The organism is Gramella sp. AN32 (assembly GCF_023718305.1).
Classification (GTDB): domain Bacteria; phylum Bacteroidota; class Bacteroidia; order Flavobacteriales; family Flavobacteriaceae; genus Christiangramia; species Christiangramia antarctica.
This window is the reverse complement of sequence record NZ_QEYO01000010.1, coordinates 59,646-75,364: the sequence shown is the minus strand read 5'-3', so window position 1 is coordinate 75,364 and position 15,719 is coordinate 59,646. Positions and strand designations below refer to the sequence as shown.

Genomic DNA, 15,719 nt, shown 5'->3' with positions numbered 1-15,719 from the left:
CTTTAGAATTGCCGTCATTCTGAACTTGTTTCAGCATCTCATTAGATATTCTAAAAAATACGTCAATTTCCTGCGTTAGATAAAACTTTTTATCACTGGCCTCAGGATGACGCGATAAATATTTATGACAATAAACGGATATAGACAGTTATTTTAAAGCATTTTTTAAAATAGTAATGGGATGAAGCGCTTTTCTTCCTGTTCCATCAAAAATCTGATGCCTGCAACTCGTGCCATTTGCTGAAATTATAGTCGTGTTTTCGGCTTTTCTAACCGCCGGAAATAAAGATTGTTCCCCAATTTTCATACTTACTTCATAATGTTCAGCTTCATATCCAAACGAGCCCGCCATTCCACAGCAGCCCGAAGCAATAATCGAAACTTTAAAATTTACCGGAAGATTCAAAATATCGAAAGTACGGGCAGAATTTGAAAGCGCCTTCTGGTGGCAATGCGCATGGATCTTTATTGTTTTTTCTTCAGAAGTAAAATGTTCTGCTTTTATATTGCCCAAAGCGATCTCCTGTTTTAAAAATTCTTCAACGATAAAGGCATTTTTGGCAATTTTTTCTGCGGAACTTTTATCATCGGCCAAACGTAAATATTCATCCCTAAAACTTAGGATAGCTGAAGGTTCAATACCAATCAAAGGTTTTTCTTCAGAAATAAGATCCTTGAAAATTGCCACATTTTGATCAGCACATTTTTTTGCTTCCTTCAAAAAACCTTTGGAGATCATGCTTCGGCCACTCTCAGGATGTGCAACAATTTCAACCTGGTAATTTAAACGGAATAAAAGCTCTAATGCATCCATTCCAATTTCCGTATCCAGAAAATTCGTGAATTCATCATTAAACAAATAGACAGTTTTTATGGGATTGGAAACCTTTAGCCGATCCTTATTCTTCTGATAATATTTTGAAAGTGTGATTTTCCCAACTGCCGGGAGTTCTCGTTGTGAAGCCACTCCCAGGAAACTTTTCATCACTCCGGAAGTGAACCTGTTAGTCATAAAAAACCTGGAAATTCCCGGGGTTTTTGCAGCGATTCCGTTATAATGGGTAATATTGGCAAAAAGTTTATCCCGAAGTTTCGGCTTGTTACTTTTATAATATTGATACTGGAATTCCGCTTTTAAAGCGCCTACATCTACATTTGAAGGGCATTCACTTTTACAACCTTTGCAACTAATGCAAAGATCCATCACTTCTTTAATTTCGGGATGATCGAATTTATTGGCCTTTTCTGAATTGGTCAAAAACTCTCTTAAAGCATTGGCCCTGGCACGAGTGGTGTCTTTTTCATCTTTTGTCGCCCTATAACTTGGGCACATGGTCCCACCTGCCTCCACAGATTTTCTGCAATCCCCACTCCCGTTACATTTTTCGGCTAAACGCAAAATCCCTTCAGAATCTGAAAAATCCATCAAGGTTTCTATCTCGGGTTCCTGGCGATCTGGCTCGTAACGCAAGGAAGTATCCATCGCATCTGCATCGACGATCTTCCCGGGATTGAAAATATTTTTAGGATCAAAGGTATATTTCAGTTCTTTTAAAAGCGCGTAATTCTTTGAACCTATCATTAGTTCAATAAATTCTGCGCGAACCCTCCCGTCGCCATGTTCCCCACTTAAAGAACCATTGTATTTTTTCACTAATTTCGCTACATCATGGGTAATACTGCGAAAAAGCTTTACATCTTCAGATTTTTTTAGATCAAGTATGGGCCTTAAATGAATTTCTCCGGCACCGGCATGCGCGTAATAGACTGCTTTTTGTTCATATTTTCGCATTATTTCAGTAAACTCCAGGATATAATCTGCCAGTACAGGAATGGCTACGGCTGTATCTTCAATACAGGCAACGGCCTTCTTATCACCAACCATATTCCCTAAAAGTCCGAGGCCGGCTTTTCTCAATTCTAAAGCCAGATCTATCTGATCGCCCGTTAGCACCGGCAATGCATAACATAAACCGGAATTCTTCAGAGTTTCTAAAAGTTCTTCTGTTTGTTCTATAAGGTTTTCTTCATCATCTGCACGAAGTTCGAGCATCAAAATAGCTTGAGGATCGCCTTCTATAAAAAAACGATTTTCATTGTATTTAATATTCTGTTTGGTACAATCTAAAATGATCTTATCCATCATTTCACAGGTAAACAGAGAATGTTTCATTGCGGGCACCACCGCCTGCATACAATTCTCTATACTGCTAAAATGTGCTGCAACCATGGCAGATTTCACCGGAGGGAGGTCATCAACTTTAATAGTAATTTCAGTCATGAACATTAAAGTTCCCTCACTTCCTGCAAGCAGTTTACACATATTGAATTCTTCAAAAATTTCTGAATGCAACAATTCATCAATGGCATATCCCGTATTTCTGCGGTGCAGACTTTCCGGTGGGAACTGTTCGATGATTTCCTTTTGATTTTCGGTATTTTTAAGCTGAGCGTAAATTTTTTGGTATATCTCGCCCTCCAGATCGTTCTGCTCTAATTTCTTCTGAAACTCATCTTTGGAAAGATCTTTAAATTCCACTTTAGATCCATCGCTTAAAAAGCCTTTTATGGAAACCACTTTATCCCTGGTAGTTCCATATTTGATGGAAGTAGTCCCGCTGGAATTGTTTCCCACCATGCCCCCGATCATACACCGGTTAGAAGTTGAAGTATTAGGTCCAAAAAATAGATGATGTGGTTCCAATAATCTATTTAGATCATCGCGAATTACTCCGGGCTGCAGGGTGACCGTTTTATTTTTGGAGTTGATTTCAATTATTTCAGTAAAATTTCGGGAAACATCCACAATAATTCCCGGCCCTGTACATTGGCCTGCCAGGGAAGTTCCGGCAGTTCTGGGAATTAATGAAGTCTTATTTTCCGTAGCAAAAATTATAAGCTTTTTAAGATCTTCTTCAGTTTTTGGATAACATACCGCTTGTGGCATTACACGATAAACCGAAGCATCGGTCGCATATATACTTCGGCGCAGGTCATCAATATGTAAACTACCCTCTAGCTGAGTTGATAGCTTTTCGAGTTCTTTCTTCTTAATCATACCCAAATTTAGCGGAAATCAGGCATTTTCGCTTAACAGAGTTTTAATTAATATTAACAATAGATTTGGTTTGTCCCACGTTATCGTATGGGATTTCAATTTAAATTTGTTAAATATTAATCAAACAATCAAATCAAAATGAAAAAATTAGTTCTCATGGCAGCCCTTATCTTTGGCGCTGTTTTTTTTAACACTATGAACGCGCAACAAATTGCTGATAATGCCATTGGTCTAAGAGTTGGGGGCGGAAATGGTTATGGTGCTGAAGTTTCCTATCAAAAGGGTCTTAGTGACAACAATCGTTTAGAACTAGATCTTGGTTGGAGAAACGACACTTATTACGATTCTTTTAAACTAGTTGGTCTTTACCAATGGGTATGGAATATCGAAGGTGGTTTTAACTGGTACCTGGGTGCCGGTGCAGGTATTGGTAATTATGATGATAATCGTAAAGATTTTGATCGTCACGATGGGATTTTTGCATTAATCGCTGGAGATGTGGGTATTGAATACAATTTTGATATTCCCCTTTTATTATCCCTGGATTTTAGACCGGAAATTGGTTTTTCAGACTATGATGATCATAACAGTTTTTCACCCGATATCGCTTTGGGAATTAGATATCAATTCTAAGGAAATTTTTTAAAATTAAAAAGCGGAGAATCAATCTCCGCTTTTTTTATGCATTTATCAAAGCCCTGTTGTAGATATCCTCATACATGGGAACAATTTGATTGATATCAAATTTCTCAGCCACTTCCCTTGCCTGTTTTTTAAATTTATCCAGGGTTTCACTGTTTTCAAGAATACTGAGGGCACTCTTGGCCATTGCATCTACATCTCCAATATTGTGTAGATAACCTGAAACCCCATCTTGATTAACTTCCGGAAGACCACCGGTATTCGTAGAAATTACCGGAACCGAATTGACCATTGCTTCTAAAGCCGCTAAACCAAAACTTTCTGTTTCAGAAGGAAGCAGGAAAAGATCTGAAAAACACAGAATTTTATCGATCTCATTGCTTTCCCCCAAAAATAAAACCTTATCACTAATATCCAGCTCTTTGACCAATTTTTCAGCGGGAGCCCTTTCCGGGCCTTCTCCTACCATCATCAAACGGGATTTTACTTTTTTCTGAATCTGATAAAAAATCTTGACCACATCATCTATCCTTTTTACTTTCCTGAAGTTACTCACGTGGGTAATAATCATTTCATCATCATAAGCCATCAATTCACGCTGACAATCTGTAAAACCTTTTTGCTTGAATTTGGTAACATCAATAAAATTGGGAACAACTTCAATCTCCTTGCGAATTTCAAATAATTTGAGGGTGTCTTCTTTTAAACTTTCAGAAACCGAAGTAACAAAATCGCTGTTATTGATACTGAAAGTTACTGCAGGTTTATAAAAAGGATGATTTCCCACCAGGGTGATATCTGTCCCGTGAAGGGTAGTAACCATGGGAATCACAATATTAGATTCCTCGAGCATTTTCTTCGCCATGAAACCGGCATATGCATGTGGAATTGCATAATGTACATGCAATAGTTCAATCCCGTAGCGCTTTACCACGTTTACAAGTTTACTGGAAAGTGCCAGCTCATAGGGTTGGTAATGAAACAACGGGTATTCCGGGACATTTACTTCATGAAAACGAATGTTGCTGGAAATTTGCTCCAGCCTTACCGGTTGTTTGTAGGTAATAAAATGGATTTCATGCCCTCTTTTTGAAAGGGCCAGTCCTAATTCAGTCGCTACTACCCCACTACCCCCAAATGTGGGATAACAAACAATGGCTATTTTCATTTGTTTAATCTATTAAATTATTAATGGTTAGATGCTCTTCGCCAATACTTCCTCTGGTTATTGGCCAGATTTCATGGCTCAATTCTTATCTAAAAATCTATGGCCCCGTAAATCACTTCCTGGATTTTAGACCTAATATCTGCGCGAATTAACTTCCTGTTATTGGAGTCAGGAAAAGTTCGATTAGACAAAAATACGTAAACAATTTCTTCAACCGGGTCTGCCCAGGCCATAGTCCCGGTAAAGCCGGTGTGTCCAAAACTCGACATGGCCAAACAACCACAGGTAGAGCCAGATTTACCCAGCTGTGGTTTGTCGAAGCCCACTCCCCGCCTTACACCTTTATTACAATAATAACAGGTATTATACTTTTCGACAGTTTCAGGTCTTATAAAATCTATCCCCCCGTATCTACCCCCATTTAAATACATCTGCATAATTTTGGCAACGTCGTTTGCTGTGCTGAACAATCCGGCGTGACCACCAATTCCACCCTGCATGGCCGCACCCTGGTCATGAACAAATCCTCTAATCACTTGCTTTCTCCAGAGTTTGTCATTTTCAGTCGGGGCAATTTGTAAGGTGTCAAACCTTGTTAATGGTAAGTATCCGGTATAATTTGCACCTAATGGTTGATATAATTTCTGCTGGGTCACATTTTGCAAAGAGGAATTAAAATATGCCTCGAGATAGTACTTCAGCAAATAATAGGGAAGGTCACTGTATTTATAAGATAAACTTTTTTCAAGGCTGCTTTTTCGAATGGTACCCACGATCGTATCGCCAATATCCTTTTGAATAAACATATTCCTTGCTACCTGAGTATTAAAGTTTTCTGAAGCGTGATTACTATAAAATTGACTGGAAAGACCCTTCGTTTTAGGATCTAAAGTGGAAATATAAAACGGGATCCATGCCTGCAAACGCGCATAATGCATTAACATGTCCTGAAGACGTATGTCTTTTTTATTGGAATTTTGAAACGAAGTAAACATTTCACCCAGTTTTGTATCAAAACTGAGAACATCTTCTTCATCCAGTTGCATTACCAGGGGAAGGCTTGCCAGTATTTTGGTTAAGGAAGCCAGGTCATAAATGGTTGAATCGGTTACTTCCTCTTTTTTTTCATAGGTTTGATAGCCAAAATTTTTATGATAGAATACCCTGCCTTTTCTTGCAACTAAAATTTGAGCGCCTGGGGTCATTTCTTCATTTATGGCATATTTGATAATGCTATCGATCTTCTTAAGTTTTGCTGAATTCATCCCAACACTTTCCGGTGTGCCGTAGGCCAGGCGATTTAAAGCTTTGGTGTTATATCCCGTACCTGCCGGAAATTCATTCTTAATACTAACCGGTAATCTTCCTTTGCTTTCTAATGCCCCAAAAATAATTTGTGCAGCTTTTTGCTGAGCCACCGGATTATTCTGATAAGCCATTAAAATCCCATCGATATTCGAAAAGCTGGCCACATCCAACAAGGAATAGGGCCGTACAAATTCTGCTAAAATCACCTTGTTCCTTTGGGTTATCTCATTTAGCCAGAATAGTTCCTGTTTGGTATATTTATAGGAAGCCCACGGATTTTTATCAGATTTATGGTGGCCAATTATTACGAGGTCATAGGCATTTAATTTACCCAGTAATTCAGGCAATTCTTTTGACTTTATCCAATCTACTACAGTATATTTCTTTAAGCTCTGCAAAAATTCCGTACCATCATCATCACCAAATTTCACATAAGCGATCTTCTTATTTTCAAGCTTTTTAACCGGAATTACCCCTTTATTATTTTTTACCAGTGTGATGGCATGCTCAAATAATTTACCCAGTAAAGTTGAATCCCGAACATTATTCAGTTCTTCGTAAAGAAAAGTGGTAGAAATGGGTTGAAAATCATTTAATCCCACTTTATACTTGGCGTAAAGAATCTTTTTTACGGAAAGTTTTAATCGATCTTCGCTAATAATTCCACTTTTATACGCTTTTAAAAAATTCTTCGCTGAAGTATTTACATCTTCGCTCATTAACAAAACATCATTTCCCGCAAGAAATGCTTCCAGGTCTACTTCTCCTTTTGCTTTATTTCGTGAGACACCATTCATATTGAGGGCATCAGTAAAGATCAACCCGTTAAAGCCTAATTCTTTTTTTAAAAGATCAGTAATGATGGTTTTTGAAAGTGATGCAGGTTTCCCATCTATAGGTTCAAGATTGGGAACATTAAGGTGTGCCACCATAACACTGCTTAAACCTTCGGGAATAAGTTTTCGATAAGGATATAATTCTATACTATCGATACGTTTTTCAGAAAAAGAGATCGTAGGTAAGACTTTGTGTGAATCGGCATCGGTATCCCCATGACCCGGAAAATGCTTCGCACTGGATAGGATTCCTTCACGATGCATCCCCATCATAAAAGCCATTGACTTTTCAGTAACGTTGATCTTCTGTTCCCCAAAAGACCTGTTCCCAATAATTGGGTTATTTGGATTGGTATTTATATCTACCACCGGGGCAAAATTAAAATGCACCCCCAGTCTTTTTGTATGTCTGGAAATAGCCGCCCCGGCTTCTTCAACCAGTTTATTATCCTGAATAGCTCCCAGGGTCATATTCCAGGGCAGGGCAAATGTGCTGTCTAACCGCATGGAAAGGCCCCATTCAGCATCCATTCCAATAAGAAGAGGCACTTTGGACATTTGCTGAAATTCATTAGTCAGTTGCGCCTGTTGTACCGGTCCCCCTTTTGAAAAAATAAGTCCGCCAATATGATTTTGAGAAATTTGTTTCCGAATACTATCCGCTTCATTGGCATTTTTAGACCAGATGCTCATCATAAAAAGCTGGCCCACCTTTTCCTCCAAACTCATAGAGTCATAGATACTATCTACCCATTTTTTTTGGGCAGCATGATCTTCAACAAATAATGGATTTTTAACCTGGGAAAAACAGGTAGTGGAAATAAAAAATAGTAAGATGTAATGATAAAAATTCAGGGACTTCTTCAACTTCATTAATTCAGGAAACGTTTGTGCCAGCTTTCAGATGCAGGTACTTCCCAGTCTGAAAGATATTCTGCTTTATTATTTACGAGATTATTGAACACGATGGTTTTAGGGGAAACCGCTTTTTCTTTGGCCATTTTTCTGAAATCTGCCAGGCTCTTATGCGCAATGAACTCTCCCTGTTTATAGGAAACGTTCATTTTATCCAATAAATCTACGCTATATTCTTTTTCCAATTGCTGAATAAACTGTACCGAAGCATCTATGGAACATCCTGAAGCAGCATTGATTTGCTGGTCTAAGGCAAGCGTAATAAAACGCCGGTATTTGATATCATAGGAAGCTTTTAGGCTCGCACCGTGGGCAGTCCATTTTTCGATAAATCGATCCAGTTTCTGAGAAATTTCTGTTACTTCTTCCTCAGTAAAAGAGCGGTTCGCCTGATAAATCCATACTCTTGATTCATCTGGCAATTCATTAAAGGGTACTAACATGATTTAGGCTACTATTGAGTTGTTACAAATCTAAGCAATTTGGAAATATAACCATGGAGCAATGTATTAATTTGAAAATGAATTAATATACCAATGTAGCAATGTATGAGTGTGGGGACGGAGCAATTTGAAATTTAAAACCTGAAAGAACTTTCAAACTTTTAACTTTCAACTTAGAGCTTAACCACTTTCCTCTACAGATCATGCGCATTGGCGATCATTTCCGCAACATCCATTACAGCAATTTCGTTTTCTTTGTGTTTGTTTTTCACCCCATCGGTCATCATGGTGTTACAAAAAGGGCATCCTGCAGCTATGATCTCAGGTTGGACTTCCATAGCCTGTTCGGTACGTTCGATGTTTACATCTTTATTCCCGGGTTCCGGTTCTTTAAACATTTGTGCGCCACCTGCACCGCAACAAAGTCCGTTGCGTTTACATTTACGCATTTCTACCAGTTCAACTTCCAGTTTTCTTAAGAGATCCCTGGGAGCTTCATATTCGTTATTGGCCCTTCCCAAATAACATGGATCATGAAAAGTAATACTCTTGCCTTTGAATTTTCCACCTTCAACCTTTAGGCGGCCTTCATTCAACAGCGATTTAAGAAATTGTGTGTGATGCATCACCTCATAATTTCCTCCAAGGGACGGATATTCATTCTTTATAGTATTAAAACAATGCGGACAGGCAGTTACCACCTTTTTAATTTCGTATCCGTTTAGAACTTCAATATTGGTCGCAGCCTGCATTTGAAATAGAAATTCATTCCCTGCCCGTTTTGCAGGATCTCCCGTACAACTTTCTTCAGTCCCCAAAACGGCAAAATCTACCTTAGCCTCGTGTAAAAGTTTTACAAAAGCTTTGGTTATTTTTTTAGCGCGATCATCAAAACTTCCGGCACAACCTACCCAAAAAAGAACTTCAGGTTTTTTGCCTTCCGCAAGATACTCTGCCATTGTTGGGACTTTTAACGCTTCTGCCATAATGCTTTAGATGTATTCGTATGAAGTAAAGATTTAATCTTATTTATTTTCTTTAGCCCAGTTTAATCGATCCATTTGATTATAAGGCCAGGGAGCTCCGTTGTTCTCTATATTAGTCATGGCCATTGCCAATTCATTGGGTGCCGCACTCTCTTCCATTACCAAATATCTTCTCATATCCAAAATAATAGAAAGCGGGTCTATACCAATTGGACATGCTTCGACACACGCATTACAGGTTGTACAGGCCCAAAGCTCTTCCCTTAAAATATAATCGTCTAATAAATGTTTTCCATCATCTTCATACTGCCCATTTTTATTGATATTCTCACCTACTTCTTCTAGCCTGTCGCGTGTATCCATCATAATTTTACGAGGGGATAATTTCTTTCCCGTAAGATTTGCAGGACATTCGGCGGTGCACCTACCACATTCTGTACAGGTATAGGAGTTCAATAGCTGAATCTGATTTAGGTCAAAAACATCAGAAGCTCCAAACTTTTCCGGTTCTCCTTCCTCAACTCCTTCAGCAGGTGCGGCAAAGGGATCGGCGTTAGGATCCATCATTAAAGCGACTTCTTTCTGAACTGATTCCAGATTATCAAATTTTCCCTGAGGTGTTAATTTTGAAAAATAAACATTAGGGAAAGCAAGTAAAATATGGAGGTGTTTGGAATAATATAAGTAATTCAGGAAAAATAAAATACCTGCAATGTGCAACCACCATGCGGTTCTTTCAATTATGATAAGTGTTGGATTAGATAGTGTATCAAATAAAGGAGAAATAAACCCACTAACCGGAAAGCTACCCAAAATTCCGGCTTCAGAAGCATAATGTGCCACGCCGTTGAGTTGTAACTGATAATCTGCAGCGTTCATGGTGAGAAAAAGTGCCATAAGCACCATTTCAAAGTATAAAATATAGTTGGCATCATCTTTTGGCCAGCCTTTTAATTCCCTTCCCATAAAGCGATAAACGTGTCTCCAGTTTCTTCGGATCCAAAAAATTACCACTCCTACAAAAACTAAAAGTGCAAAAAATTCAAAAAAAGCGATAAGGAAATTATAAAATCCACCCATAAAAGCAAACACACGGTGGGTGCCAAAAACTCCATCGATCATGATTTCCAGTACTTCTATATTGATAATTATAAAGCCCAGATAAACAATAATATGTAGAATCCCGGCGATGGGACGTCGCACCATTTTACTTTGCCCCAGGGCTATTTTAGCCATCTTCGCAAATCGTTCGCCGGCATTATCGCTTCGATCGACTTCTCGGCCCAGCTTAATATTCCTAAGAAGACGCCTGATATTTCTGACAAAAAAGCCTATCCCTGCTATAAGTACAAGAACAAATAAAATCTGCGCAACAATTTGCATGTTAGGTTATTTTAGGGAATCCTTTGGCGGATCATAATCACCCGGTTTTTTGCCGAATACCGAGACGTGAACATATCTTTTTGGATTCAATTTAATATCCTGGATAAGTTCTTCCATTTGCTTGGTAGCACGATTAAGGTTTTCATAAACTGTGTCGTCATTCAACAATTTACCTGCCGTACCCTCTTTGCTATTCAGTTTTTCTGAAATCCCTTTGAAGTCGGCAATCATCCCTTCAAGATCTGAAGTGATCTTGCTAATGTTCATACTGGTTAGTGTATCTGAAAACTTATTGAAGTTGGTAGACATCTCATCCAGATTGGTGAAAGTCCTGTCCAGTTTTTCAGAATTTCCACTTACAATCCCTTCTAATCCATTCGCCGTATTTTTAAAAGACATAACGGTTTGATCCAGATTCCTAAAAGTACTTCTAATGTTATTTCGGGTAGAATCATTCAGGATTTGAGTAACCGCGGTAAGCATGGAATCTATACTTACGATCGTATTTTCCAGCTTTTTCTGAAGAGGTGTTAACCGGTCGTTCACCAGTTCCATAATACCTTCTTCCTTATTTCCTTTGAGGGTATCCCCAGATTTGGCTAAAGAAGCATTAGAGCCATATTCAGGAATGATAGCGAGTGACTTTCCTCCTATGATATTACCCCCATAGATTAGCGCCTGGCTATCATCTGTAAAGGGAAAATCATTTTTCACCAAAAATTTCACCACAAGAGAACCTGAGCCGTCCTCAATAAAATCGATCTTGGTGACCTGTCCTACACGAAGACCGTTAATAGTCACTTCAGAAGAAGGCGACAAACCTTCCACATCATCATAAACGGCATAAAAAGTACGGTCTGTAGTTAAGAGGTTCTTTCCCATCAGGAAGCTGTAACCAAAAACAAGAATAACAATTGCTACAATGGCTAGCAAGGCAGTTTTGACCTCTCTGGAATATTTCAAAAGCTAATTTTTTAAAAAGATAAGCACAAATTTAGAAATAAAAATAGAAAAGCAGTTCTAATTGAGCTTAGATTTTAACGCATCATTAACCGTAATCTTCCTACCATCCCGAAAGGCAACGATGTAACTCGTGGAATAACCTTTGTTAACAGCCTCGCGGTGCATATCCTGTATTATTAGATAATCTGAAGTTTCCCCGTAATAATATTTAAAAAGACTTCCTTCTTTCAATCTGGACACATTTTTTAAACCTTTAAAATTATATGGTTTAGTATCCAATTTTTTGGAGCCTGCGGCTAATTGCACCTTAAAAGTCACATTTTCGTAAATTTCAGAGGTTGCGTTGGGAATTTCCGTGGTAGCAATAGGATGATTCTTTGTAATATCTTCCAGGGTATGTAAGTTGATGGTCTGGCTATAATTAATAATGGCATCTACGATAGAATTTGCCATTTTATCCTGCCCTGCACTACTGTTCAAATATCTTCCTTCTTCATTATTGGTAAGAAACCCAACTTCAGTTAAAACGCTGGGCATATAAGTTTGGTGAAGTACAATAAGCCCCATTTGTTTAACCCCGCGGTTCGATCTTTTCAGTTTATTGGTATATTCCTTCTGAATAAGATCTGCCAATAAAATACTTTGATCTAAGTATTCTTCCTGCATAATGGTAAGGCCAATGGTAGATTCCGGAGAATTAGGATCAAAACCTTCGTAAGTGACTTCATAATTTTCCTCCAGATATATTACCGAGTTCTCCCGCTTGGCCACATCAAAATTGGTGTCACTCCTATTCAAACCAAGAACAAACGTTTCAGTTCCTTTGGCCTGGCTGTTATGTGAATTACAATGTACAGAAACAAAAAGATCGGCATGGGCATTATTGGCAATTTTTCCCCTTTCAAAAAGTTCAACGAAAACATCGGTCTTACGAGTGTAAACTACTTCGATATCTTTATAAGCTTCAAGTTTCTTCCCTATTTTTTGAACAATACTTAGGGCTATATCTTTTTCTTTATAACCATTTCCCATATTCCCGGGATCTTTTCCACCGTGACCGGCATCCAAAACAACGATGAATTTATCGAGGTTTGCCGGGATTTCAGATGCATGTATGGTTTGGAAAACACTAAAGATAAGACTTGTGAATACGAAAAGTTTAGTTAAGTTCGTTCTCATAGAAAGCTAACGCAATATTGGGGTGAATATTTTAATTACTATTTTTTCCAGACTCCAAAACTAAGCTGAAAAAATATATGTAATTTTGGATTTGCAAAAAGCAAGCCAATCCTGACAAAAATAGCCATTAAAGCATTGCAAACAAAAATTCCCAATACTCTTTTTTGCCTGATCTTCACGCTTTTCTTTGGCCTAAATTCTTTCTCGCAGGAGAGGGAAAACAACTCTATTCCGGTACAATCTGATACCGACACTATCGCTCCATTACTAGATAGTGAGGAAATTTCCCAGCAATTAGAACAACGTGATACGGTTAAAGTGGATACTCTTAAAAAACCTACTTTCTTAACCGATATTGTAACCTATACCGCTATAGATTATATGAGGCTGAGCCCTCGTGAAAATAAGATGTATTTATATAACGAAGCAAAAATTGTGTATGGTGATATGACTATTGAAGCCGGTCTTATTATTATAGACAATAACAAGAATGAGGTATTTGCTTATGGAATTATAGATACAGCCGGTGTTTATACGCAAAAACCAAGCTTTACACAATTAGAGAGGACCATTGAGCCAGATTCCATTCGGTTTAATTTTGATACGGAAAGGGCTTTGGTGTATAACTCGAGAACACAGGAAGCCAGTTTTAACGTAAAGGGTGAAGTGACCAAGCGGGAAAATGATTCAGTATATTTTATGCGGAATGTGCGTTTTACCACTTCTGAAGATGTGGATAATCCTGAATATTACTTTTATGCCCGGAAGATCAAATTTGTGCCGGACAAAAAGATTGTTACCGGTCTTGTGAATATGTACATTGCTGATGTACCTACTCCCCTAGCCCTTCCGTTTGGTTATTTTCCCATGACCGATGAAAATACCTCTGGTTTTATCATTCCGTCTCCCGGAGACAGTCAGTATGGTTATAACCTTCAGAATGGTGGTTATTATTTCGCCCTTAGCGATTACGCCGATCTTTTAATGCTGGGAAGTTACTACACCAATGGATCTTACAACATGGAAGGAGCTTCCAGTTATGCCAAGCGCTATAAATTCCGCGGAAATGTGAGCGTGCGTTATGAGAAATTATATAATAGTGAACGCGGTTTTCCAAATTTCAATGAACGATCCACATATAATATTCGATGGTCACATAGCCAGGATTCCAAAGCAAATCCAAGTTCAAGATTTGCCGCTTCGGTAAACCTGGGTAGTAGTGAATATTATCAGGAGAGTATCAATCAATCCAACACCGGTAATTTTTTAAATAACACCTTAAGTTCATCGGTTTCCTATAGTAAAACTTTTGCGGGCGAGCCACAGGTGAACTTGAGTTTAGCAGCACGGCATTCGCAAAACACCAGGACGCAGTCTATCAATATGAGTCTGCCCACCCTTCAGTTGAGCATGACCAGGATTTATCCTTTTGAACCTAAAATTGGGGCAAAAAAAGGATTGTTTGAAAATATCAATTTTCAGTATAGTTTAAGAGGGGAAAATCAAATAAACACAACCGACTCCTTATTCTTTAAACCTGAAATGTTTAAGGATGCAAGATTGGGTGCACAACATTCCATTCCAATTTCTACCAACTTCAAAGTATTTAAATTCTTAAGTGTTAGCACAAGCACCAGCTATGAAGAAACCTGGGTTGGGCGAACTTTTGATCGCAGCTACGATCCTGTTCTGGACACGGAAGTTATAGACACAATTAATGGTTTTGACTCGTATCGCACTTATAATTTTAGTGCGAGTATGGGAACTACCGTATATGGCCAGAAGAACTTTGGGAGTGATAAAAAAATACAGGCAGTCCGGCATGTGATGCGGCCTTCTATAAGTTATAATATCAACCCGGGATTTGATAGATATTATGATACCTATGAAATTTTAAGACCGGGTGATGATGTGGATGATATTCAACTGGTAGATTTTTCAAGGTTTGACGGCACCTTATATGGTGCCCCCGGCAATAGATTTGGAAGCTCGATTGGTTTGAGCATAAGCAATACCCTGGAAGCAAAAGTGCGGGATAAAGACAGTACAGCCACTGAACCGAAAAAGATTACTTTTTTAAACAACTTCAGCGTAGGAACAAGTTATAACCTTGCCGGGGACGATTTAAAACTTGCACCACTTTCTTTACGTGGATCTATTCCCCTTTTAGATAAAAAATTAAATATCAACTTTGGGGGGAACCTGGACGTTTACGCGCTCGATAATAATAACCGAAGGATAGACAAGCTAAATATTGAAAATGGAGGAAGTCTTTTCAGATTAACCAATGGTAGCGTAAATTTTGGATACAATTTCTCCAATAAAGATTTTGAAGGTGGTGACGACGAGGAAGATGATGCCGATCCTTTGGACGACGAAACCTATAGAAATGGGGGGAGAACCGATGATCTTTTTGGGAAGAGTATGGGCCCGGATGGCGAGTTATTTGATGAAGACCCTTTTGAAGGTGATGAGGATGAAAATGAAAACGGCTGGTATAATTATAAAATCCCTTGGGATGTAAGACTTGCCTATTCTTTAAACTATATCAATTCTGCCCGGCAGGATCAAATTTCTGCGCATTCTATTATGTTTAGCGGGAATGTGGAACTCTCCCCAAAATGGAAAGTAGGCTTCAGCTCGGGATATGATGTAGTGAATACAGGTTTTACCTATACACAGTTACGGTTTTTCCGGGATTTGAACAGCTGGCAAATGAGCTTTAACTGGGTTCCGTTTGGGCAAAGAAAACAATGGAACTTCCTAATTAGAATTAAATCGTCTATGCTTCAGGATATAAAATATGAAAAAAGACGGGAGCGCGACAGAACGCTTTAA

General features: G+C 38.5%; 10 protein-coding genes. 2 read left to right on the top strand and 8 right to left on the bottom strand.

Translation table 11 applies throughout. The annotated features are described in order from the left end of the window. Positions 1-148: 148 nt before the first annotated feature. On the bottom strand, positions 149-3,058 hold the full coding sequence (locus DHD80_RS12275; protein ID WP_251741490.1) for an FAD-binding and (Fe-S)-binding domain-containing protein: 2,910 nt from the start codon (positions 3,056-3,058) through the stop codon (positions 149-151). Between the two features lie 138 nt (positions 3,059-3,196). Here DHD80_RS12275 and DHD80_RS12270 point away from each other — a divergent pair, with 138 nt between their 5' ends. Then, positions 3,197-3,691, top strand: a complete 495-nt coding sequence (locus DHD80_RS12270; protein ID WP_251741488.1) for a hypothetical protein — start codon at positions 3,197-3,199, stop codon at positions 3,689-3,691. A 46-nt stretch (positions 3,692-3,737) separates the two neighbouring features. On the opposite strand, the gene bshA is transcribed toward DHD80_RS12270, so the two are convergent. From bshA to DHD80_RS12235, 7 genes are all read right to left on the bottom strand, one after another. Beyond that, positions 3,738-4,868 (bottom strand): N-acetyl-alpha-D-glucosaminyl L-malate synthase BshA, encoded by a 1,131-nt coding sequence (gene bshA / locus DHD80_RS12265; protein WP_251741487.1) that lies wholly within the window; start codon positions 4,866-4,868, stop codon positions 3,738-3,740. Between the two features lie 89 nt (positions 4,869-4,957). Continuing rightward, positions 4,958-7,885 carry a glycoside hydrolase family 3 N-terminal domain-containing protein gene (locus DHD80_RS12260; protein ID WP_251741486.1) on the bottom strand — a complete coding sequence of 976 codons (2,928 nt, stop codon included), beginning with the start codon at positions 7,883-7,885 and terminating at the stop codon, positions 4,958-4,960. After that, the gene (locus DHD80_RS12255; RefSeq protein WP_251741485.1) at positions 7,885-8,370 is read right to left on the bottom strand and encodes an ABC transporter ATPase; all 486 of its coding nucleotides are present in this window, start codon (positions 8,368-8,370) and stop codon (positions 7,885-7,887) included. The genes DHD80_RS12260 and DHD80_RS12255 overlap by 1 nt, the downstream gene beginning before the upstream one ends. A gap of 194 nt (positions 8,371-8,564) precedes the next feature. Beyond that, complete coding sequence (locus tag DHD80_RS12250; RefSeq protein WP_251741484.1) at positions 8,565-9,356, bottom strand: (Fe-S)-binding protein; 792 nt, start codon at positions 9,354-9,356, stop codon at positions 8,565-8,567. 39 nt (positions 9,357-9,395) lie between these two features. Next, positions 9,396-10,739 (bottom strand): (Fe-S)-binding protein, encoded by a 1,344-nt coding sequence (locus DHD80_RS12245; protein ID WP_251741483.1) that lies wholly within the window; start codon positions 10,737-10,739, stop codon positions 9,396-9,398. A 6-nt stretch (positions 10,740-10,745) separates the two neighbouring features. Further along, positions 10,746-11,702 carry an MlaD family protein gene (locus DHD80_RS12240; protein ID WP_251741482.1) on the bottom strand — a complete coding sequence of 319 codons (957 nt, stop codon included), beginning with the start codon at positions 11,700-11,702 and terminating at the stop codon, positions 10,746-10,748. Between the two features lie 57 nt (positions 11,703-11,759). After that, positions 11,760-12,881: an N-acetylmuramoyl-L-alanine amidase gene (locus DHD80_RS12235; protein ID WP_251741481.1), complete on the bottom strand. Its 1,122-nt coding sequence runs from the start codon at positions 12,879-12,881 to the stop codon at positions 11,760-11,762. A gap of 135 nt (positions 12,882-13,016) precedes the next feature. Between DHD80_RS12235 and DHD80_RS12230 the strand changes: the two genes are divergently transcribed. Continuing rightward, the gene (locus tag DHD80_RS12230) at positions 13,017-15,719 is read left to right on the top strand and encodes a putative LPS assembly protein LptD (protein ID WP_251741480.1); all 2,703 of its coding nucleotides are present in this window, start codon (positions 13,017-13,019) and stop codon (positions 15,717-15,719) included.